Raw genomic sequence first — 23284 nt, forward strand, 5'->3', positions numbered from 1 at the left:
AATCATTATGCAATTTAGCCTCTAAAAGCGTTATCTGACAGAAGATAGTCAAGCTCTTCCATAGTGCTCATTCGCCCAAATATTTCATTTCTATGAGGAAAACGACCAAACTTTTTAACAATATCTCTATGATGTTTAGAAAACTCTAAGTTAAAGTTATATTTTTGAAATAAATACACTTGTAGATTTTGATGGTCTATATTCTCACTATGCATAAGGGGCATAAAAAGAAAAAGCAATTTTTCATCACTTAACTCTTCATCGAAACCATTATTAATTGCATTTAAGGCAACCTCAACAGCCATATCTTCCGATTTAAAGCTTTTTTCCTGACCTCTAAACATATTCAAAGGAAACTGGTCTAGAATGATTATTAGGGCTACTGAGCCTTCAGCAGTGTCACGCCAGTCCATAAACCCACCAGAAGATATACTCTCCCATAGATTTTCGTAGCGCTGCTTGATTTCATTGTCTACTTCAGGGGTTGATGAAAACCAATGTCGTTTGCTTTTTTCTGAGAACCAATATTGATGAATATCGGATGGGGTTATCGCTTTTTCGCTCATAGTACTAAAAATAATTCCTTCAGAGCGGAGTAATATACCACCCTGAAGGATTAATAGTTAATACTTAGCGATGAGGTGATTTTTCACCAAAGTCTTTATATTTTTCTAGATGTCTAACTGGCTTACTTAGTGCGTCTTTTCTGAACGGGTCACCCAACTCTCTAGAGCACATTATTTCTATGATTGTTGTTTTTCTTTCGTTCATCTGCATATCAATCGCTTTTTTAAGTGCAGGGCCAACGTCTTCAAGTTTGTCAACACGAATACCCTCAGCGCCCATTGATTCTGCAATATTAACAAAATGCTGGTCCGTAAGTTCAGCTGCTATAAAGCGTCTGTCATAAAAATCTACTTGGTTTTTCTTTTCAGCGCCCCAATGACGATTATGAAATACAACAGCTGTAACAGGAATATCATGACGAACACAGGTCATTGTTTCAACCATACTCATTGCCCAAGCACCATCTCCCGCATAAGAAACTGCAGGCCTATGCTGGGCAGCTGCCTTAGCACCAATGATTGTTGGAAAGGCGTAACCACAGTTTCCAAAACTCATTGCTGCAAAAAAGCTTCGAGGCTTTTCAAAACGCAGATAGCTATTAGCAACCGAGTTAATATTACCAATATCAGTCGACACCATAACGTCTTCAGGCATTGCTTTTTCAAGTTCACGAAGTACTTGTCTAGGATGGAGCCAACCCTCTTCTTTATCTGCAAGCATGTCCATGCTATATGAGTCAGTCTCATGAATCCACTCATCAAGCTCTAACTCCCAAGAAGCTTTTTCGTCTGCAATAATTGAAGCTCTATCGGCTTTAGAAGAATCACAACTAAGTGTTTCAGATGCCAACTTTTGACAAAGAATACTTGCGACTGCTTTAGCGTCACCACAAATACCAACATTAATTGGTTTGACCAATCCAAGCATTTTGTGATCTGCATCAATTTGAATAATTTGAGCATCTTTAGGCCAGTAATCCATTCCATGTTGAGGAAGCGTTCCAAAAGGACCTAAACGCGTACCTAATGCAATAACTATATCTGCTTTTGCTATTAGCTTCATTGCAGCTTTTGAACCTTGATATCCCAGAGGACCACACCAAAGATCATGACTTGCAGGAAACGAATCATTATGAAGGTAGCTATTTACTACTGGCGCTCCTAAACGTTCGGCCAAAGCTGCACATTCATCAACACCATCGGCCATAACTACGCCTCCGCCAGAAACAATAACTGGAAACTTAGCTTTACCAATTAATGCAACAGCTTCATTTAAACTATCTTCACCACCTGAGCCTCTATCTACACGACGTGGAGTGGGAATAGTAAATTCACCTTCTGCATAAAAATAATCTCTAGGAATATTTAACTGAGCTGGAGCCATCTCACTCATCGCTCTATCAAAACAGCGACCAGTAAATTCTGCCATTCTCATTGGGTTAACAACATGGCCTTGATATTTAGTAAATTCTTGAAACATTGGCAGTTGATTTGCTTCTTGAAATCCACCTAAGCCCATCCCCATTGTTCCAGCTTCAGGCGTAACAATTACAACAGGGCTATGCGCCCAGTATGCTGCTGCAATTGCTGTAACGCAATTAGAAATACCGGGGCCATTTTGACCAATGACCACTCCATGTCTTCCACTTACTCTTGAATATCCATCTGCCATATGTGCAGCGCCTTGCTCGTGGACAACAGGTATAAATCTAATACCAGCTGGCTCAAAGATATCCATTGCATCCATAAATGCAGAGCCCATAATACCAAAGATATCGGTTACATCATTTGCGACCATTGTTTCAACAAAAGCCTCACTCGAAGTCATTTTTGCCATTTTGTAGTTCTCCTTTATAATTTATTTATTAAGCATATCAAGCGCTGAAACGTAATCATAACCTAAGTCATGAGCCACTTCAGGACATGTTACTTGACCACTATGTACATTTAATCCAGCTCTTAGATGTTCATCATCTAATAAGGCTTGTTTAACGCCTTTATTTGCAATACTAAGTCCAAATGGAAGTGTTACATTATTTAGCGCATAGGTTGATGTTTTTGGAACTCCACCCGGCATATTAGCAACGCAGTAGTGAACTACCTCATCAATGATATATGTAGGCTCTGCGTGAGTTGTTGCCTTTGAAGTTTCAAAGCAACCGCCTTGATCAATCGCAACGTCAACAATAACTGATCCAGGTTTCATGGCCTTAATCATTTCTCTGGTTACTAGTTTTGGTGCTTCAGCACCAGGAATCAATACGCCGCCAATAACTAAGTCAGCTTGCAATACATACTCTTCTACTGAACTTTTAGTTGAGAATACAGTGTTCGTGCTTCTGCCAAATTGTTGCCAATGCTGCTCTAATGTATCAGGATTGTTATCCAAAACCCAAACATCTGCGCCCATTCCAACTGCCACATGGGCAGCATGAACGCCAACGACGCCTCCACCTAAAATAACGACATTTAAAGGATCTACTCCTGGAACACCTCCAAGCAAAGCTCCCATTCCACCATTTGGTTGCTCTAAAAAGTGAGCACCTGCTTGAACAGCCATTCTTCCTGCAACTTTTGACATAGGAGCCAATAATGGTAATCCGCCTCTTGGAGAAGTAACCGTTTCATAAGCAATACAAATAGCACCACTCTCTACAAGCCCCTTCGTTTGCTCAGGATCTGGTGCAAGGTGAAGATATGTATAAAGAATTTGACCTTCTCTAAGCATTGCAATTTCTATAGCTTGAGGCTCTTTAACTTTAACAATCATATCCGCAGTTGCAAAAACTTCTTTAGCTGAAGATATGATTTCAGCGCCAAAACTAGAATAATCATCATCGCTTGCCCCAATACCAATACCAGCATTAGTTTCAACTAAAACAGTGTGGCCATGACTAACAAACTCCTTAACACTTTTAGGCGTCAAACCAACTCTATATTCATGGTTTTTAATTTCTTTTGGCACTCCAATTATCATCTCAATACTCCTATATTAAATTAATTAAACTTTTTCTATTTATTTGCTTCTAAGGCATTATCAACAGATTCAACGATTAAATCTATGTCAGTCTTAGTACATATGAATGCAGGACTAAATAGCAAAACATTATTATTAGTTTCAAAGCTTCTATTAGTTCTTCCAATCATCACTTTATTTTTAAAACAATGTGCTGCAACGCTAGCTGCAACAGTTTCATCAACAGGCTCTTTAGTTGCCCTATCTTTTACAAGCTCAACACCGCAAAACAACCCTTTGCCTCGAACTTCACCAATCATTTCATGCTTATCTTGAAGTTCAAGCAATTTATTTTTAAGATGCTCTCCAACTTCATTAACATTCTCTAGAAGTTTTTCACGTTTAATAATCTTTAAAACTTCAAGTGCAGCTGCAGGGCCAGCAGTACTTCCACCAAAGGTAGAAATATCTCGGAAGTAGCTATCAACATTAGTTGGATCCTCTTTAAACATGTTAAAAAGTTTTTCAGTAGTAACCGTAATTGATACAGCAGCATATCCAGCAGCTAGACCTTTAGCTGTAGTGACAATATCAGGTTGAACATCATAGTGCTGGTAACCAAACCATTTTCCTGTTCTACCTAGGCCACAAACTACTTCATCTATGTGAAGAAGGACGTCATATTTTCTACATATTGCCTCAATAATTGGGAAATACTCAGGAACAGGAGGAATAACTCCGCCACCTGCAGTAATCGGCTCTAAAACGACAGAACCTACGGTATCAGGCCCTTCCTTTTTAATAATATCTTCAAGGACAGTAGCGCACTCAATATTGCACTCTCCATATTTTTTTCCATATGGGCATCGATAACAACAGCAGTGAGGCATTTCAACAAATCCTGGAGCAAACGGACCATATTGTTTTTTTCTTTGAATTTGGCCAGATGAGCTCATAGCTCCAATTGTTGTGCCATGATAATCACGGTCACGATAAATAATTTTATGTTTTTTCCCATCGTTATGAAAATGGGCAAGCTGACGAACCATTTTGTAGCCTTTTTCATTAGCTTCTGAACCAGAGTTTGAGTAATAAACGCGCTCTAAACCTGGCATAAGTGAGGTAACTTCTTTTGCGTATTCAGCAGCAGGCTCGTTACCAAAAGAGCCCGCAAAGTATGGAATTTTTGTCAGTTGATTACTGACAGCTTGAACCATATCATCTCTTCCAAATCCTAAATTTACTGTCCATACACCGCCAGATGTTCCATCAAGATACTCATTACCATTGGTATCGGTAACAACCATTCCTTTCGCTTTAGCGACCATCATGGGATCAGTCGATTCAAAGCCCTTATGTTGCGTTAAATGATGCCAAACATGGTCTTTATCATTTTGTATAAGTGTATTATTAGACATACTTACCCCGATTTAAGTAAAAATTGATAGTAATTCAAAAGAATGAATTATAAAATACAAGGGGTCCTAAATTTAAATACATGTAGAACCAGAATTCTTAAAATTAATAGGCCAGATAAATGGATGAAATGTGGAACCAATTTTTTTCTCTAAGACATGACAAGCCTAGGACCTTGCAGTTGCAGATTCGTCAGCAATTAATTGATGCAATTACTAATGGCTTAATTGGCCCAAACGAACCCCTACCATCATCTAGAAACCTTGCAGCAGCCCTTAAAGTTGCAAGAAATACAGTGATTGCTGCCTATAAAGAATTAGAATTTGATGGCTACATTACCCCAAAAGAAAGAAGAGGTTATTTTGTTAATGAGCAATTTTATGAGAATTTTACAAATAGTAATGAGGATCAAGTTAAAAATATTAGCCCTCCATTATGGCTAGATGCTTTAATAACAAAGAAACCATCAATTAAAACTAATATTCGTAATCCTGAGAATTGGCAAAGCCTCCCATATTCATTTACAATTGGTCAACTTGATAAAAGTTTAATTCCCTATTATGAATGGCGTGAGGTCGTTAGGCATTCGTCAACGCTTCCCGAAATACAAAAATGGAATATTGATCATGTTGATAGCGATGACCCATCTTTAATCAAGCAAATTCAATCTAAAGTACTTCCAAAGCGGGGTATTTGGGCAAATAAAGATCAAATCTTAATTACTTCAGGTAGTCAGAATGCGATCTATATTATTGCCAGTCTATTAGCTAAGCAAGGGACAGTTATTGCTATGGAGAATCCTGGATATCCAGATGTTAGAAACATTTTTAGCTTTCGAACTGACAACATTGTTCCTATAGGCATTGATAAAGACGGAATTTTAGTTGATGAAATTAAACCAGAGATTGATATTATTTTTACCACTCCAAGCCATCAATACCCTACAGGTGTAACAATGAGTATGGAGAGAAGAAATAAGCTTTTATCTATTGCTAAAGAAAACCAAATGGTAATTATTGAAGATGACTATGAGGCTGAAGTTAATTTTCTCAGAAAACCTAATCCATCATTAAAAAGTCTTGATAAGGATAACAATGTTATTTATGTTGGAAGCTTTTCGAAAGCGTTTGCTCCTGGTTTAAGGCTTGGTTATATGGTTGCTCCAGAGGCCTTTGTAAAAGAGGCAAGAGCTTTAAGGCGATTAATGATAAGACATATACCTGCAAATAATCAACGATCAGTAGCCTTATTTATAGGCCTGGGTCATTATCATAATATGTTTACTAAAATTCAAAAAACAAACAAAGAGCGTTGGGGCTTGATAAATGAAAAAATAAATCAAGAACCTCTTTTATCTTGCACTCCAACTCTTGGAGGCTCAACATTTTGGGTAAAAATTCCAGAGTCAATTGATACTGAAAAACTTTGTCAAAAACTTTTAGACAAAGGCGTAGCTGTTAGGCCAGGAAATGCATCATTCTCTGAAGAGAAGCCACCATCAAACTATTTACATCTTGGTTATTCGGCCATAGATACTAATAAGATAAATAAAGGTATAGACATAATTGTAAAAGAAATTAAGGAAATGATGCATTAAATAGTTTAGGATTTTTATTATGAAAAAATTATTATTAATCTTATTTTTAGTGACTAGCCTTTTAGGTAAGTCTTATGCAGAACAATACAAAGATCAAAATATTATCATTGTTAATAAATCTAGCTTTCCAACAAAAATTTTAAAGGAATGGAGTAATATTGCCAGCTCAAAAATGGCTTCACGTGAATCAAATATATTTGTATTCATATATGATGTAGGTGAAATAATTGAACCTATACAAGAGTTTGGTCCGGGCGCCCTTCATCAAGTTTTAATGTCTCCAAATGAAATCAATGAAAGCTATCAGATGATTGAAGATTGGTTCAAAAATACTAGTTGTGGATATGTTGACTATGAATTACTAAATCTAACTAAAGAAGGACTAGAAAAAGGAGTGGATTGGTCATCACAATGGGCTATATGTTCAGAAGAACGTTTTGTAATAATGGGTCTTACTGACAACATGAGAAATAACCCAGGGGGAAGAGATGCATTTTATGCAGATCTTCAAGAATTCCTTCAGCATGAACTTTATCACGCCTTTCAGCATGATTTAGAAACTGAAGGTGAGTGCAGAAATAAAGCAGATAGAAGAGACAGTAACAGTAGATGGATGATTGAAGGGGGAGCTAGGTTTTTTGCAAAAAATTTGTTAGATGATAATAAATCTTTTGACAGTCACATCCTTCAGGAAATATACGAAAGAAGAATGGGACGTGAAGCTTTTGAAGGTGAAAGTGACAAAGCAGGCTCAGCAGCTCTTCTATTAATGTCCAAGAGAGGTCTTATTAATGAAAGTGAAATCCTAGATGGAAGTCTTTTCCATGACTGTGCTAGGGAGCTAAAATTTGATAAAAATAGTGATGAAATAAAATTTATATTAAAAAATTGGAATAATATAATCCAAGTAGGTAATGGTGAATTTAAATTTTCTCCAGAAGCATTAAAATAATTTAATGGAAAACCTGCTTCTCATTCTTCCTGAAAATTATTTTCTGATAGTTTTTGTTATACTTTTTTCAGGTTTTATAAGGGGGTTTTTAGGATTTGGATCAGGCTTAATAACTATCCCAATTCTCTCCTATTTGTATTCACCAGTTTTTGCTATGGTATTCAATATTGCTATCGAAATTCCAGCAACTATATATCTGACCTATGTTGGTGCTAAGAGCTGTAAGTTCAAAGAAATATCTCCAATGTTTTTTTCAATGATGCTAACAATTCCTATTGGCACAATATTCTTAGTTTCAGTAAACGAGCAATTAATAAAAATTATCATGTCTATTTTAGTAATATTTTTTGTAGTTTTAATTGCAACTGGCTGGAAATTAAAAGCTGCAGTCACAAATTATGTCCTCACAATTAGCGGTGTAATAAGTGGACTAATGCAAGGAGCTACTGGAATGGGAGGACCTCCCTATGCGACTGTTCTTTTATCTAAGGGTGACAATGATGATGTTACAAGAGGAAATATATTAATTATGTCTACTGGCATTGTTATAAGCGCAATAATTAGCTTGCACTACTTTAATCTTTTTACAAAAGAACTACTTTTAACAGGGCTAATAACCTCTCCACTTTATATTCTTGCAACCTATACTGGTACAAAATTCTTTAATTTTTCAGGCAATAAGTATTACAGAAATATATCTTTATCTGCACTTGGAATAATTGGAATATCGACACTTCTAGGGGCACTTTTCTAAGAAATCTAGACTCTGATTTTCTTATTTAAAGGGTCATACATTGGCTTAAGTGATGCACTAGCTTTCTCAATAACACCTTCAACCTCAATAGTATATTCAGCACTTAAAATATCTTCATGACTTTCATTAGGGAGGCATGTAACGTATCCGAGGCCAACAGCACCTCCAAGAGTATGACTATAGGTTCCACTTGTTAAATGACCTACAATTACACCATTTTTCAGAATAGGTTCATTATGATAAAGCATAGGTTCAGGATTACTCAGTAGAAATTGCATTACTCTCATTTCATAACCGGCAGCCTTTTTGGCTTTAACAGAGTCATAACCAATAAAGTTACCAAATTTTGAAGGATTCTTATCGAGTTTCACAGCAAAACCAAGTCCTGCATCAATGACGTGATCTTCATCAGTAATATCATGTCCAAAGTGCCTATAAGCCTTTTCAATTCGACAGCTATCAACAGTATGCATCCCAATCTGTCTTAAAGAAAATTCCTCACCTTTTGAATCAATTAGCTCAGCCACATAACTTGAAAACTCAATTGGAAAGTACAACTCCCAGCCTAATTCACCAACATAGGTTATTCGGTGTGCACGTACATTTGCCATACCAACCTCAATATTGCGAACATTTGCAAATGGGAAGCTTTCATTACTCATATCAGTATCTGTAAGGGATTGAAGTAGATCTCTCGAATTTGGCCCCATAATGGCTATACAGCCCTCTGCACTAGTTGCATCAAATAGTGAACAATTAGCTCCATCAGGCAAATTCTTTTTAAGCCAATGCATATCTCGATTAAGACACATCGTTCCGCTAACTATTAAATAATCATCAACGTCAAGACGAGTAACTGTTACATCAGCCTCAATACCGCCTTTCCGATTAAGCCACTGCGTATAAACCATTTTACCGACACCAACATCAACATCATTTGCACAGATCATCTGCATAAAGTCCATAGCATCAGAACCTTTGACTCGAATTTTTGCATATGACGACATTTCATACATACCAACAGTCTCTCGGATTGCTTGCTGCTCTAATCTATGAAAATCAAACCAATTTTGCCTTCCCCATGAATATTCATACTTAGCTTCAACCTTTCCAATCAAATCCTTTGGAACAAACCAATTAGGCCTTTCCCAGCCAGCAACCTCACCAAAACAAGCACCACGCTCTTTGAAAAACTCATACAAAGGAGTTTTTCTTAAGCCTCTAGCTGTTTCGTATTGATGGTATGGAAAATGATTTTCATAAAGATAACCTAAAGTTTCAGTAACTCTATTTGCTAAATAAATTTTATTATTTTGAAATGGCTCATTTCTTCTAATATCTACATCCCATAAATCACAGGGAGGTTCTTTTCCTACAATCCATTCAGCTAAATATTTTCCCGCCCCACCAGCCGCCTGAATGCCGATTGAATTGAATCCTGCAGCAACATAAAAGTTACCTAATTCTGGAGACTCTCCGATCTGAAAATTATCATCCGGTGTAAAACTTTCAGGTCCATTAAATAAAGTCTCAATACCTAAACTTTCCATGACAGGTACACGGTTCATTGCAAGCTCTAAATAAGGCATGCAATGATCTAAATCATCCTGTATCTGATCAAAGCAAAAATCTTCTGGAATACCATTTTGCGCCCATGGCTTTGCGTTTGGCTCAAATAGCCCAACAAGTATTTTTCCAGCATCCTCTTTATAATATGCAGACTCATCTGGAACTCTCACTACGGGCATATCTCCCATATTTGGAACGGCTGAAGTTAGGAAGTAAAAGTGCTCACAAGCATGAAGAGGGACTGAAACGCCAGCCATTTTGCCAACCTCTCTTGCCCACATTCCGCCGCAATTTACAACAGCATCAGATTGTATGTCACCATACTCAGTTTGAACTCCTACAGCCTTTCCATCTTTTTTAAGTATTCCAGTAACCTTAACGTCTTCAAAAATCTTAACACCATTGTTCTTTGCGCCTTTTGCAAGAGCCATGGCGACGTTTGCTGGATCAGCCTTACCATCCTTAGGTATCCAAGCACCGCCAACAACATCATCGAGATTAAAGAGGTTGACCTTATCTCTTAACTCGTCGGTAGTTAGTATCTGCACATCAACTCCATGAACTTTTGCAAGTGATGCATTGCGTTTATATTCTGTTAACCTCTCTTGATTTGTTGCAAGGCTTATAGAGCCAGTTCGGCGATAACCAGTGGCCATTCCTGTTTCAGCCTCTAATGTTTCGTAAAGGTTTCCAGAGTATTTAACCATTTGAGTGAGATTAAGCGATGAGCGCATCTGCCCTACAAGTCCTGCTGCATGCCATGTAGTTCCAGAGGTTAGCTTTTTACGCTCCAGAAGAACTACATCTGTGTAACCAAGTTTTGCAAGATGATAAGCAACTGAGCAGCCAACTACTCCTCCACCAATAATTACAGCTTGAGCATTTTTAGGTAATATTACTGACATGGGCTAACCTTAAATAAAGAAGGAAAAAACAGAATTATAAATCTATTTTCCCTTCCATGGTACAAGATAATTTTCTGAAATTCTCATAAGTATATCGATTGCATAACCAATAACACCAATCAGTACAATTCCCATTATTACAAGGTCAGTCATCTGGAACTTTGAGGCGGTGATAATCATCATTCCAGCACCTTTCTGAGCAGCTACAAGTTCAGCTGCAACTACTGTGCCCCAACAAACCCCCATAGAGACTCTTGCACCTGTAAATATTTCAGGCAAACTGTTTGGAACAATAACAAGCCTCATAATTTGCCATTTAGAAGCCCCTAGTGAATATGCGGCATGAATTTTTGCAATATTCACACCTGAAACTCCGGCTCTAGCAGAAATAGTCATAATCCAAAGCGAAGCTAAGAATAGTAAAATAATCTTTCCTTGTTCGCCAATACCAAACCAAATAATAACTAATGGAATTAGAGCAAGTGGAGGCACTGGTCTCATAAATTCTACAATAGGATCAAACCATCCACGAAACCAGCCAGAAAGACCCATTGCGTATCCTAAAGGTATACCTATTAGAGCGCCAGCGAAAAAACCAACAACAACTCTAAGGAGTGACCAGCCTAAATGCTCAAATAAACTGAAATTTTTATACCCTTCTGAAGCAATCTTTGTTAGCCTTGACCAAACAGCTTCTGGGGAAGGTAACCATACTGGCTGCATCTGCCAGCCTTTATACGGAGTAAGACTCAAAGTTCCTTTAGCAGTCATATAAACGCGTGCATTATCAATAAAGAGCTCACTGCTTGGTAAAATGGACTCCCCATTAATTGCAATAACTTTATATTTTTTATCCTTACCACCAACATCATTTTTCTGAACTTTAACCAAAGCACTTCTATAGGTAATAATTTGAGCTGTATCATTAAGAGCAAAGCCTAATCCTGGATCTATATCTATTTTGTCGGGTATTTCACCAGTCTGAACATCGTAAACAGAAATTCTTACTTCAGCATCATCAGTTTCACCTAAGGAGTTGACAGCAGTATAGGTAAATGAAAGTTCACCTATAAATGGTCCAGGAACATGGATAGGAGTTAATTTAGAGCCCGTAAATGAGCCCCAGATAGCGAATATTGCTATAACTGATATAATTGAAGCAGCCCTATTAGGCGTAACAGCACTCTCATCACCAAATGTTACAGTTTTAAGACTCGTGAAATCATCGCGTGACTTCCTCATTGAGCTCACTGCTTTAACAATATAGAAAGCAGCAACAAAAATTAAAATATAGATAATTAAAATAGTCATGAGCTTTCGTCCGTCCTTCCCATTATCTCTTCTTCCATTTCCCAGATAATTGAGAGAATTTCATCACGAGTCTCTGAATATCCCTCAGATTTTTTGACTTCTCGAAGATCCATATTAACGCCCATTTCAGCAAACGGGAGATTGTACTCCTTGTAAACCCTTCCTGGCCTTGGAGCAAGAACCAATAATCTTTCACCAAGAAGAACCGCCTCTTCTACAGAATGGGTAATTAATAAAATTGTTTTTCCAGTCTCTTTCCAGAGCTTTAAAACTAATCCCTGCATCTTTTCACGAGTCAAGGCATCTAATGCACCTAGAGGCTCATCCATTAAGATTACATCAGGTTCATTTGCAAGGCAACGCGCTAGAGCAACTCTTTGCTGCATACCTCCAGATAATTCGTATACGGCTTTATCCTCAAATTCAGCTAATCCAACTACTTCAAGTAAATGTTTTACTTTTTCATTTTGTTCAGCTTTTGGCATTCCTTTCATTCGAGGTCCAAATGCAACATTTTGCTGAACATTCATCCACTCAAATAAAGCACCTTGCTGAAAGACCATTCCTCGTTCAGCGCCAGGGCCTAAGACAATTTGGTCATTAAGAACAACTTTTCCTTCTGTTGGAGCTAAAAAGCCAGCAACAATATTTAGAAGTGTCGTTTTACCGCAACCTGAAGGTCCAAGTACAGTGATAATTTCACCTTCTTTTATGTCTAAAGATACATCTTTAAGAGCTTGAACTGAAGAGCCATTCTTCAAATCAAAACGCATTGAGATATTTTCAATTGATAAACCTTTCAAACTAAACTCCGAATTTATTTTTAAAAAAAAGGTGGCACACTAAGTGCGCCACCTTGAATCTAACTAATACTTTAAGACTTTTATTAAGTCTAATAAATCAGTATTTTATTGCGCTGCTAATCCTTGAAGACCATCAGTATTAATTGCATTTGCATATGAACCACGAGCGCTAGGAATACTTCCAGCATCAACAAATACATCTGCTACACCTTTAAGGAAAGATTCACCAGAACCACCAAGCCAGCTATCACCTAACTGTGAGCTAACTGATGGGAATACAAATGTAGACATTGTTTCAGCAGTTGCTGCTTCATCCATACCAGCATCTTTTGCAATATGAGGAAGCATTAGTGAATGGAAACCACCTGAGTTCCACATTGCATTTGCAGCAGCAGTAACACCTAAGAACGTTTGAAGAACTTCAGCGTTTTCATCAGCAAAACCTGCTGGAACTGAAGTTACGTCCCAAACTAGAATACCTAGAGCTGTTTTTTCATCACCAGTCAAAAGAACATTACCATGATCTAGTGCGCGACGAAGTGATCCACCCCATCCACAGAACATATCAATACTTCCTTGAGCTAATGCAGCTGATCCTTCTGGTGGAGCCATATCAACTACTTGCATTGAATCTACAGAAACACCAAAGTGAGCCATCTGCTTCAAGAAACCAAAGTGAGCAGCAGTTCCAAGTGGAACAGAAACTTTCTTTCCAGCCAATTCAGATGCATTGCTTGCATCAATTTCAAGACCTGAAGCTACAACACAGTTATCATTGTCAGCATAACTTACAGCAACGTCAACAATTTGAATATCTTGACCTGTAGAAGCGGCAACAATAAATGGAGGCACACCTTGACTTACTGAAATATGAATATCACCAGAAGCCATAGCTGCAGACATCGCTGTACCTGTACCAAAAGCTTTCCAGTTAACCTTCATACCCAAAGCCTCATCATACGCACCAATTTGCTTTGCATACTCGAACGGCATTGGCCATTCTTCAAAATAAGCTACATTAAGCTCATCAAGAGCCATTACATTAACAGTAGCTATTGCACTGATAAATGTTGCTCCAATTTTTTTATAAATACTTTTCATTATTTCTCCTTTAATAAATATTAAACTTCCTCTTCTTTCAGCTAAAAAAAAATATTTTACTAAGGGCTCTTTGAAGAACCAAATTAATAAAACAATAATTTTTTAAATCTGAAAACGAGATATTACCATGAAAAAGGGATAGTTGAAACAATTTCACTTGTTATTGGATAATAACGACTTAACTAAAAAAATAATTTTATTTAGCTAATTCCATTGATCTTAAGGATGGGGCAATTTTATCTAGTGATTTATTTATAAGTTTAAAGGCTCCTTCTGCACCATAAAGCTTTGATAATTCCACAGCCTCATTGATAACTACCTTATAAGGAACTTCAAGTTGAAACTTTAACTCATAGACTCCCAGATACAAAATGGCTTTTTCAGTTGGGCCAAGTTCACTAATATCTCTTTCGAGTACAGGGTTAATAATTTCATCGAGTGCTGAAATATTTTTAGGAATATTTATAAATAAGTTTGAAAAGAATGCTTTAGAAATCTTACCTTCTTTTTGAGTAAGGAATTGCTGCTCAATTTGAGGAATATCACCACCAGAAACGAGCCATTGATACAATGCTTGAACCACTCTTGCTCTTGAACGTTGTTTTGATGTCACAGCTTTTCGAGTAAATTTATCATTCTAATTGTGCTCTCTGCTGCTTCTGCACCTTTATTTTCAGAGTTTGAACCTGATCTCTCAATCGCTTGCTCAACTGTATCAACAGTTAAAACGCCAAAGGCGATAGGAATTTCGGAGTCTAGTGCAACCTTTGAAATGCCTTTTACGCACTCACCAGCTACAAACTCAAAATGAGGAGTTCCACCACGTATTACAGCTCCTAATGCCACAATACCATCGTATTTACCAGTATTAGCAGTCTTTTTAAGAGCTAAAGGGATTTCAAAAGCTCCTGGCACATAAAGAAGATCAATATCTGAATCATCAGCTCCATGCTTTAATAAAGCTCCTTTAGCGCCACTGATTAAATGCTCAACTACAAACGAGTTAAATCGACCTGCAATAAGTGCAATCTTTTTGTTTTTAATAGTTAAGTCACCTTCGATAGTTTTCATCACCTACTCCTTCATGTTCACATATTCACTAATGGTTATTCCAAAACCCTCTAATCCAGGCCACTTTTTTGGCTTGCCTAGAGACTTCATAGAGGTTACTCCTAAATCAGATAGTATTTGAGCACCAATTCCAAACGTTTTTCCATCATCACTACTTCTGTAATCTTGATTATCAATATTTTCAAGAATAGCTTGATTATCTTGCTTACGTAAAAGTAAAAAAACTCCACTTTCAACATCTGAAATCATACTTAAAGCACTATTTATACTAAATCCACGATTAACTTCTTGCATAACATCTTTAAAGATATTTTCCATATGGACTCTAACATAAGGCTCATTTGATTTACTAATTGACCCTTTTACTAAAGCAATATGAATGTCGTTATGAATAGTATCTAAATAAGAATAAAGTTCAAATTCACCATATTTCGTATTAAAAGGTCTCTGACTTATTCTTTCTACGGTTTTTTCATTCTCAACTCTATAATGAATTAAGTCAGCAATATGACCTAGCTTTATGCCATGCTTCTTCCCAAATTTTTGTAAATCAGCACTGCGCGCCATTGATCCATCATCATTTAATATTTCAACAATTACGGAGGCGGGTTCAAAGCCAGCTAATCTAGCTAAATCACAACCAGCTTCAGTGTGACCAGCCCGAATTAGAACGCCGCCCTGCTGAGCCATCAATGGAAAAATATGGCCAGGCTGAACAATATCTAAAGGTTTTGCATTCTTTGCTACAGCATCAAGAATAGTTTTGGCTCTATCAGCTGCAGATATACCCGTAGTTACTCCTGAAGCAGCTTCTATAGAAACTGTAAAGTTTGTTGAATGGAGGTCACTATTTTTTGAAACCATCAATGGAAGATTTAGCTGTTGGCAGCGTTGCTGAGTCAAAGTTAAGCAAATTAATCCACGACCATGCGTCGCCATGAAGTTAACATCTTCTTTAGTAACTTTTTCTGCTGCAATTAACAAATCACCCTCATTTTCACGATTCTCATCGTCCATAAGAATAATCATTTTTCCTTGCTTGTAGTCTTCTAAGAGCTCTTTAATTGATGCTTTCATACTTATTTTTTAGTTACAAGTGTCTTTTTTTTTTTGCTAAGAGCAGATAGATCATCTCCAATATCAACCCTATGGCTGATAAGTTGCTCAACGTGTCTAGCAATTATATCAATCTCTAAATTAACCTTTGATTTTTCACTCAAACCACTCAGCGTAGTTGCTGAAAAGGTATGAGGAACAATATTAACATCGAAAATATTACCAACCACGCTATTGACTGTAAGACTGACCCCGTCAATACAAATAGATCCTTTTTTAGCAATATACTTCATCAAGTCAGTCATAGCTTTAATTTTTAATCTTGTGCTCACGCCTTCAGTATAAACAGAGTCAACTTCTCCAATACCATCAACATGCCCACTCACCAAATGTCCATCAATTCCCTGATTAAGTCTTAATGACTTTTCTAAATTAACGTGCTGACCCTTTATTAGTTTTGAAAAAGTAGTACAGCTTAAAGTTTCTTGAGAAGCATCAGCAGTAAAAGAGTTTCTCTTTAACGCAGTAACAGTTAAACATACACCATTGACTGCAATACTATCTCCCACATTAGAATCAGTTAAATCAAGGTCATCTGCATTAATAATAAGCACAGCTCCTTTTTCAGAAGATTGAACCTCGTGAATGCTGCCTTTTGCTTGGATAATCCCTGTAAACATTTACAAAATAATTTTATTAGTTAAATTAAATTTTACGCTTAAATATTTTTGTTGCCTTATTTAACCATCAAACAAAAAGTTTTGGAATCAATAGATTTCGAGGTAATCTTTAATTAAATTCACACTTGAGTTAACAAGTAGTCTTCATAGTTACCTGAATAATATTCAACACCATCTTCCTTGAGCTCAATTATCTTAGTAGACAAAGAAGAGACAAACTCCCTATCATGACTTACAAATATTAATGTCCCTTCATAGTTATCAAGAGCTAAGTTTAAAGCTTCAATCGATTCCATATCCAAGTGGTTTGTTGGCTCATCCATTAATAGTATGTTTGGTTTTTGGAGCATTAATCTTCCAAAAATCATTCTGCCTTTCTCTCCACCAGATAATGACTTTACAGATTTTTCAACATCTTCTTTTCCAAACAGCATTTTGCCCAACACAGAGCGCATCATCTGAATATCATCTTTTTCATTTTTAAACTGAGTCATCCACTCTAGAACGTTCATATCTTTATCAAACTCATCACTATGATCTTGCGCATAATAACCAATATTTGCATTCTCGCTCCATTTAGTTTTTCCACTATCTGAGCCGATTTCACCTAATAAAGTTTTTAAAAGAGTTGTTTTTCCAGATCCATTTTGTCCGATGACTGCAACTCGCTGCCCCTTTTCAATTAATAAATTAATATCCTTAAAAACCGGCTCATCATCAAAGCTTTTGGTAAGACTTTGAACCTCTAATATGTTTCTAAACAACTCTTTAGTCTGATTAAAAATAATATAAGGGCTGACTCTTGATGATGGCTTAATGTCATCAAGCTCGATCTTATTTAATTCTTTTTGGCGTGAAGTTGCTTGCTTTGCTTTAGAGGCATTAGCTGAAAATCGAGATACAAAATGCTTTAAGTCTTTAATTTTTACTTCTTTTTTGGCATTCTCTGATCGCATTCTTTCCTGAATTGCAGTTGCTGCAATCATAAAGTCATCATAGTTTCCTGGAAACACATTTAGAGCGCCATAATCCAGATCAGCCATGTGCGTACAAACACCGTTTAAAAAGTGTCGATCATGGGAAATTATTACCATTGTAGATTTTCTTGTGCTTAAAACGCCTTCTAGCCAACGTATTGAATTAATATCAAGGTTGTTGGTAGGTTCATCTAATAAAAGAACCTCAGGGTCTGAAAAAAGTGCCTGCGCTAAAAGAACTCTGAGCTTCCAGCCTGGTGCAATTTCACTCATAAGACCATAATGCTGATCTAAAGGAATATCAAGGCCTTGCAAAAGCTCGCTCGCTGATGATTCTGCTGAGTACCCATCCATTTCAGCAAACTCCATTTCTAGCTCTGCAACCTTGATTCCATCTTCCTCAGACATTTCAGGCAAACCATAAATCCTTTCTCTCTCCGCTTTGATTTTCCAAAGCTCTTTGTGTCCCATAATTACTGCGTCAACAACACGGTAATCCTCAAATGCAAATTGATCCTGAGAGAGTACACCAAGTCTTTGACCATCACCAACCGTTACTGAGCCTTGGCTAGGTTTTAAATCTCCAGTCAATATTTTCATTAACGTAGACTTACCGCAGCCATTAGCGCCAATCAAACCATAACGATTACCACCCTGAAATTTAACAGAGATATTTTCAAATAGGGGCTTTTCACCAAATTGCATGGTGATGTTGGCAGTTGATATCATTATCTTATAAAGATTTATAAAAAAAAATATTATCCCATAATGCCTCATAAAAAGCATAACTATTATGCATTTGGATAACTAACAAAACTTTTCTCCAAAAAGTATAAAATATATTTGCCTATGAAATTAAATCCCTCCATGAGAACCAATCAGATGCCCGACAAGGTGTTATTGTCGACAATCTTATTGTTGATAATCTTTGGGTGGGTAATGATGCTATCAGCCTCTTTAGCTCATTTTGATAGCTACACGTTTTTTTTAAAGCAAACACTATTTATTTTTATGGGGCTTAGTGCTGGACTGATAACGTTGAATACGCCTATTTCAGTTCTTCAAAAGTACTCAATTCCTCTTTTTATTCTTACGATTATCTTATTGGCAATTGTATTTCTTCCAAGTCCAATTGGACACACAGCGAATGGCTCTACCAGATGGATAAACTTTGTTTATTTTAAATTTCAACCGTCAGAACTCATGAAGCTCTCAATGGTTTTATTCATGGCGGGCTTCTTAATAAGACAAGAAAAAGATCTAAGAAAACCATGGATGGGCTTCCTTAAAACAGTTCTCATTATAGGAATAGCAGATTTATTAATTTTATTTGAAACGGATTTAGGAGCAACACTAATTATTTCATTAACAGCGCTAGCAATGCTCTATGCTGCAGGCTCATATCTCAAGCAACTTAGTATTGTTACATTTGCTCTGCTTGGTCTTATTGGAGTTATTATTATCAATTATCCAAATCGTCTTGATCGCTTAGTATCTTTTTGGTCAGAAGACCTATGGCGAAGTGATGATAAAATTTATCAAACACAGCAAGCATTGATTGGAATTGCAAGGGGGGATTGGTTTGGAACAGGCCTTGGAGCTGGCATTCAGAAATACTACCTACTTCCTGAAAGGCATACTGATATGATCTTTGCAGTTATTGGAGAGGAGCTAGGTGTTCTTGGAATGCTGTTCGTGCTTTTATCATTTTTATACATTCTCCTTAAGGGATTTTCAATCGCCAAACTTGCGCTTCAAAAAGGAAGGCAATATAGCTCTTATGTTGCTTTTGGAATTTGCACTTGGTTTGCAATGCAGATAACTGTAAATATTGGTATGAATCTTGGACTTCTTCCACCAAAAGGATTTACTTTACCATTATTAAGCTATGGTGGCACTTCTATGATTTTTTCCATCATTGCACTAGCTATTGTATTAAGAATAGATATGGAAAATAGAACAAAGTACTCTAAACAGCGTGACTATGTCTAAAAAAATTCTTATTATGGCTGGAGGAACTGGTGGTCACATTTTTCCAGCTCTTGCTATAGCAAAAGAACTTGAATCAAAAGGAGCAGTTGTAGAGTGGCTTGGAGGAATCAAAGGAATGGAGAGCACCCTAGTTCCTGATCATGGCTATCGATTTAATGGAGTTTATACTAGTGGCCTGAGAGGGAAAAATCTTACAACTCTATTCAAAGCTGTTTTTTTACTTAGTTATGGGTTTATTCAAACAATTCTAATTTTTATCAGATTTAGACCGCATAAAGTAATTGGAATGGGAGGTTATGCTTCAGGAGTTGGTGGAATAGTTTCTAAAATATTTTTCACCTCATTAATCATTCATGAGCAAAATACTATTCCTGGAACAACCAATAAATTATTAAGCAGAATTGCTCAAAAATGTTTTCAGGCTTTTGATAATACTTTTCATAAAGATATAAATGCTGAAACAACAGGCAATCCTATTCTTTTTACTCCAAGCTCGAAATCAACTCCTGATGCAATTAAAAATATACTTATCCTAGGAGGCTCTCTTGGCGCCAAAAAAATTAATCAAACCATACCCACCATCGAAACACCTCTAAATATATGGCATCAAACTGGAGAAAAGCATCTCACTGAGGTGAAAGCTTTGTATGCAGACTCTATGCACTCTGATGTTAAGATTGATGCTTTCATTGATAATATGGCTGAAGCTTATGCATGGGCAGATCTAGTTATCTCTAGAGCTGGAGCTATGACAGTATCAGAGCTTATTGCTTCAAAAACAATTGCAATACTTGTTCCATTTCCTTATGCAATAGACAACCATCAAACAGTTAATGCTGAACACTTATCTAAAAATGGGGCAGGGATAATTATTCAAGAGGATTCTTTTAGTGGCGAAATTATTGATAAAGAGTTACTTGCGTTAGACTCTCCAAAAATTCACGAAATGACTAAGAAGTTAGAGTTACTTTCAGTTCCGAGTCCTGAGAAGATAATTGCTGATTATCTTCTTTGTTAATTCCAAGGCGGCTGAAAAGTAGTTGATCATTTGCAGAAGTTGGATTATCAGTAGTTAATAACTGCTCGCCATAGAAAATAGAATTGGCTCCAGCAAAGAAGCAAAGCGCCTGCATTCCCTCACCCATCTCCAGCCTTCCAGCTGAAAGCCTTACTACTGAGTTAGGCATTAAAATTCTTGCGACTGCAATAGTCCTTACAAATTCACTTTCGCTTGGTGGCTTAACGTTTTCAAAAGGTGTTCCTGGAATAGGAACCAGTAAATTGATTGGAACGCTATCAGGGTGCTTTTCGAGATTAGATAAGGATTGAAGCATTGATGCTCGGTCTGTTTCCGTCTCACCCATTCCTAGGATTCCACCACTACAAACGTTAATATTTGCGTTTTTGACTGCTTCTAAAGTATCTAATCTATCTTGAAAATTACGCGTCGATACAACATTAGGGTAATGCTCTTTTGAAGTATCAATATTATGGTTATAGTAATCTAACCCAGCTTCTTTAAGAGTAGAGGCTTGGCTTGGTGTAATCATCCCTAGAGTAACGCATGTCTCCATTCCCATCGCCTTAACGCCCTTGATCATTGGAATGACTTTATCAAGACTTTTATCAGTAGGGTTTCTCCAGGCAGCTCCCATACAAAACCTAGACGCGCCTTTATCTTTCGCTTTTTTTGCCTGATGCAATACCTGATCAATCTCCATTAATTTTTCACGTTCAAGGCCAGTATCATATTTTGAACTTTGAGAACAATAAGAGCAATCTTCTGGGCATGCGCCAGTTTTAATATTTAATAAAGAACTTACTTGGACCTTATTTGGGTCAAAAGTTTCTCTATGAATGCTGTGCGCTTTAAAAAGGAGATCGTTAAAAGGAAGTTCAAATAAAGCCTTTATTTCATCTAATTCCCAATCATTTTTTACTTCAATCATTTGATTTTATGTATTTAAGTTAATTAATTTTACCGCAACAAATAGTTCTAAAAAGAACAATAAAAAGCCGCGCATTGTGCGCGGCTTTTTATTAACTAGTAAATATCTTAGCAGCTATAGTATAAATCAAACTCTAGCGGCTGAGGTGAAGCTCTCATTGCTGTAACTTCTTTCATCTTAAGTTCAATAAATGAGTCAATAACCTCGTCTGTAAAGACTCCACCTTGCTTAAGGAATTCACGGTCATCATCGAGTGCTTCTAGGGCGATGTGAAGCATTCCAGCAACTTTAGGAATAGAACCATCACTATCTTCATAAAGATCTTGATCTGCTGGCTTACCAGGATGGATTTTATTTTTTATACCATCAAGGCCTGCCATTAGTAGTGCTGAGAAAGCAAGGTAAGGGTTAGCAGTTGAATCTGGAAAACGCACTTCAATACGACGTCCCTTAGGATTTTTAACGAAAGGTATTCTAATTGCTGCTGAACGATTCTTAGCAGAGTAAGCTAGCATTTCTGGTGCTTCAAATCCAGGAACTAATCTCTTATATGAGTTTGTAGAAGGATTAGTAAAAGCATTCAATGCTTTTGCATGCTTGATAATGCCGCCAATATAAAAAAGCGCCATTTCGCTTAAGTTACCATATTGGTCTCCATCAAATAAGTTAACTCCATCCTTTGCAATAGACATATGTACGTGCATTCCATTACCATTATCAACCGCAATTGGTTTAGGCATAAATGTAGCTGTTTTGCCATATAGGTGAGCAACATTATGAACACAGTATTTAAAGATTTGAGTCTCATCAGCCTTTTTAACTAATGTGTTAAATAACGCGCCAATTTCACACTGCCCTGCAGTTCCAACCTCATGATGATGAACCTCAGTAGTAACGCCCATTTCCTCAATTGCTAGACACATTTGAGAACGAAGATCGTGCAATGAATCAACTGGAGGAACCGGGAAGTAGCCACCTTTAATACCTGGACGATGACCTTTGTTTCCACCTTCCATGTCGACTCCAGAATTCCAAGCTGCCTCTTCTGAGTTAATTTCATAAAATGCCTTACCCATTCCGTGACCGGTGTCCCACTTAACACTATCAAAAACAAAAAATTCAGGTTCATTTCCAAAATATGCTGTATCACCAACACCAGAAGCTTTCATGAATTCTTCGGCGCGATATGCAATAGATCTTGGATCTTTAACGTAGCCCTTTAAATCACTTGGCTCAATAATATTACAGCGAATGTTTAAAGTCACTTCCTCAGTAAAAGGGTCAAGCACCGCTGTTTCAGTATCTGGGGAAAGGATCATATCAGAATCATTAATAGTTTTCCAACCAGCAATAGAGGAGCCATCAAACATCTGGCCATCTTCTAGTTTTTCAACATTAATTGTATGAGCTGGAACACTAACGTGCTGCTCTTTCCCTATTGTATCAGTGAAACGAAAATCTATAAACTTTATGTTTTCATCTTCGATCATTTTCATTACTTTTTTTGCAGACATAGATGTACTCCTAAAAATATTAATAAATAACAAGATTGACAGGCATTGTCAGGAAGTCTGCGCCGTTGCAAACGGTGTTGCGAGCTCATTGAGAACATAGCAAGGGTGTTTCAAG

General features: G+C 37.0%; 20 protein-coding genes. 5 read left to right on the forward strand and 15 right to left on the reverse strand.

Features of this window, described 5'->3' with window-relative positions; all coding sequences use genetic code 11:
- Positions 1 to 14 precede the first annotated feature (14 nt).
- The 4 genes from AC5YGD_RS05305 to AC5YGD_RS05320 form a co-directional block, all read right to left on the reverse strand.
- Positions 15 to 566: a DUF924 family protein gene (locus AC5YGD_RS05305; protein WP_496140974.1), complete on the reverse strand. Its 552-nt coding sequence runs from the start codon at positions 564 to 566 to the stop codon at positions 15 to 17.
- Between the two features lie 64 nt (positions 567 to 630).
- The gene (gene xsc, locus AC5YGD_RS05310) at positions 631 to 2403 is read right to left on the reverse strand and encodes a sulfoacetaldehyde acetyltransferase (protein WP_496140975.1); all 1773 of its coding nucleotides are present in this window, start codon (positions 2401 to 2403) and stop codon (positions 631 to 633) included.
- A gap of 21 nt (positions 2404 to 2424) precedes the next feature.
- Positions 2425 to 3543 carry an alanine dehydrogenase gene (gene ald, locus AC5YGD_RS05315; RefSeq protein WP_496140976.1) on the reverse strand — a complete coding sequence of 373 codons (1119 nt, stop codon included), beginning with the start codon at positions 3541 to 3543 and terminating at the stop codon, positions 2425 to 2427.
- Positions 3544 to 3578: 35 nt separating this feature from the next.
- Positions 3579 to 4940, reverse strand: a complete 1362-nt coding sequence (locus AC5YGD_RS05320; RefSeq protein ID WP_496140977.1) for an aminotransferase class III-fold pyridoxal phosphate-dependent enzyme — start codon at positions 4938 to 4940, stop codon at positions 3579 to 3581.
- A gap of 119 nt (positions 4941 to 5059) precedes the next feature.
- On the opposite strand from AC5YGD_RS05320, the gene pdxR reads away from it, so the two are divergent.
- Genes pdxR through AC5YGD_RS05335 form a run of 3 tightly spaced genes read left to right on the forward strand, consistent with a single transcriptional unit; the run spans position 5060 to position 8241 of the window.
- Positions 5060 to 6535 carry a MocR-like pyridoxine biosynthesis transcription factor PdxR gene (gene pdxR / locus AC5YGD_RS05325; protein WP_496140978.1) on the forward strand — a complete coding sequence of 492 codons (1476 nt, stop codon included), beginning with the start codon at positions 5060 to 5062 and terminating at the stop codon, positions 6533 to 6535.
- Between the two features lie 19 nt (positions 6536 to 6554).
- Positions 6555 to 7487 carry a hypothetical protein gene (locus tag AC5YGD_RS05330; RefSeq protein WP_496140979.1) on the forward strand — a complete coding sequence of 311 codons (933 nt, stop codon included), beginning with the start codon at positions 6555 to 6557 and terminating at the stop codon, positions 7485 to 7487.
- 4 nt (positions 7488 to 7491) lie between these two features.
- Positions 7492 to 8241 (forward strand): TSUP family transporter, encoded by a 750-nt coding sequence (locus AC5YGD_RS05335; RefSeq protein WP_496140980.1) that lies wholly within the window; start codon positions 7492 to 7494, stop codon positions 8239 to 8241.
- Between the two features lie 5 nt (positions 8242 to 8246).
- Here AC5YGD_RS05335 and AC5YGD_RS05340 read toward each other — a convergent pair whose 3' ends face one another.
- From AC5YGD_RS05340 to AC5YGD_RS05380, 9 genes are all read right to left on the reverse strand, one after another.
- Positions 8247 to 10715 (reverse strand): FAD-dependent oxidoreductase, encoded by a 2469-nt coding sequence (locus AC5YGD_RS05340; RefSeq protein ID WP_496140982.1) that lies wholly within the window; start codon positions 10713 to 10715, stop codon positions 8247 to 8249.
- Between the two features lie 42 nt (positions 10716 to 10757).
- Positions 10758 to 12026: an ABC transporter permease subunit gene (locus AC5YGD_RS05345; RefSeq protein ID WP_496140984.1), complete on the reverse strand. Its 1269-nt coding sequence runs from the start codon at positions 12024 to 12026 to the stop codon at positions 10758 to 10760.
- Positions 12023 to 12829 (reverse strand): ABC transporter ATP-binding protein, encoded by an 807-nt coding sequence (locus AC5YGD_RS05350; RefSeq protein WP_271537632.1) that lies wholly within the window; start codon positions 12827 to 12829, stop codon positions 12023 to 12025. The genes AC5YGD_RS05345 and AC5YGD_RS05350 overlap by 4 nt, the downstream gene beginning before the upstream one ends.
- A 105-nt stretch (positions 12830 to 12934) precedes the next feature.
- On the reverse strand, positions 12935 to 13930 hold the full coding sequence (locus AC5YGD_RS05355) for a taurine ABC transporter substrate-binding protein (RefSeq protein ID WP_271537631.1): 996 nt from the start codon (positions 13928 to 13930) through the stop codon (positions 12935 to 12937).
- A 196-nt stretch (positions 13931 to 14126) separates the two neighbouring features.
- Positions 14127 to 14543, reverse strand: a complete 417-nt coding sequence (nusB, locus tag AC5YGD_RS05360; protein ID WP_496140986.1) for a transcription antitermination factor NusB — start codon at positions 14541 to 14543, stop codon at positions 14127 to 14129.
- Positions 14540 to 15001 (reverse strand): 6,7-dimethyl-8-ribityllumazine synthase, encoded by a 462-nt coding sequence (ribH, locus tag AC5YGD_RS05365; RefSeq protein WP_271541321.1) that lies wholly within the window; start codon positions 14999 to 15001, stop codon positions 14540 to 14542. Before ribH ends, nusB begins: the two co-directional genes overlap by 4 nt.
- A 3-nt stretch (positions 15002 to 15004) precedes the next feature.
- A complete protein-coding gene (gene ribB / locus AC5YGD_RS05370) occupies positions 15005 to 16078 on the reverse strand; it encodes a 3,4-dihydroxy-2-butanone-4-phosphate synthase (protein WP_271537627.1) in 1074 nt (357 codons plus the stop codon).
- Positions 16079 to 16080: 2 nt separating this feature from the next.
- Positions 16081 to 16737, reverse strand: coding sequence for a riboflavin synthase (locus AC5YGD_RS05375; RefSeq protein ID WP_502319130.1), 657 nt, complete (start codon positions 16735 to 16737; stop codon positions 16081 to 16083).
- Between the two features lie 119 nt (positions 16738 to 16856).
- Entirely contained in the window at positions 16857 to 18443 is a 1587-nt protein-coding gene (locus AC5YGD_RS05380) for an ABC-F family ATPase (RefSeq protein WP_496140988.1), read from the reverse strand.
- 120 nt (positions 18444 to 18563) lie between these two features.
- Here AC5YGD_RS05380 and AC5YGD_RS05385 point away from each other — a divergent pair, with 120 nt between their 5' ends.
- Positions 18564 to 19706, forward strand: a complete 1143-nt coding sequence (locus AC5YGD_RS05385) for an FtsW/RodA/SpoVE family cell cycle protein (protein WP_496140989.1) — start codon at positions 18564 to 18566, stop codon at positions 19704 to 19706.
- The gene (murG, locus tag AC5YGD_RS05390; RefSeq protein ID WP_496140990.1) at positions 19699 to 20724 is read left to right on the forward strand and encodes an undecaprenyldiphospho-muramoylpentapeptide beta-N-acetylglucosaminyltransferase; all 1026 of its coding nucleotides are present in this window, start codon (positions 19699 to 19701) and stop codon (positions 20722 to 20724) included. Before AC5YGD_RS05385 ends, murG begins: the two co-directional genes overlap by 8 nt.
- On the opposite strand, the gene bioB is transcribed toward murG, so the two are convergent.
- Together bioB and glnA are read right to left on the reverse strand one after the other, a co-directional pair.
- Positions 20657 to 21655, reverse strand: coding sequence for a biotin synthase BioB (gene bioB / locus AC5YGD_RS05395; protein ID WP_496140991.1), 999 nt, complete (start codon positions 21653 to 21655; stop codon positions 20657 to 20659). The genes murG and bioB overlap by 68 nt on opposite strands.
- Before the next feature lie 107 nt (positions 21656 to 21762).
- Positions 21763 to 23169: a type I glutamate--ammonia ligase gene (gene glnA, locus AC5YGD_RS05400; RefSeq protein ID WP_271557016.1), complete on the reverse strand. Its 1407-nt coding sequence runs from the start codon at positions 23167 to 23169 to the stop codon at positions 21763 to 21765.
- Positions 23170 to 23284: the final 115 nt, after the last annotated feature.

The organism is Candidatus Pseudothioglobus sp. uisw_070, from assembly GCF_059512545.2.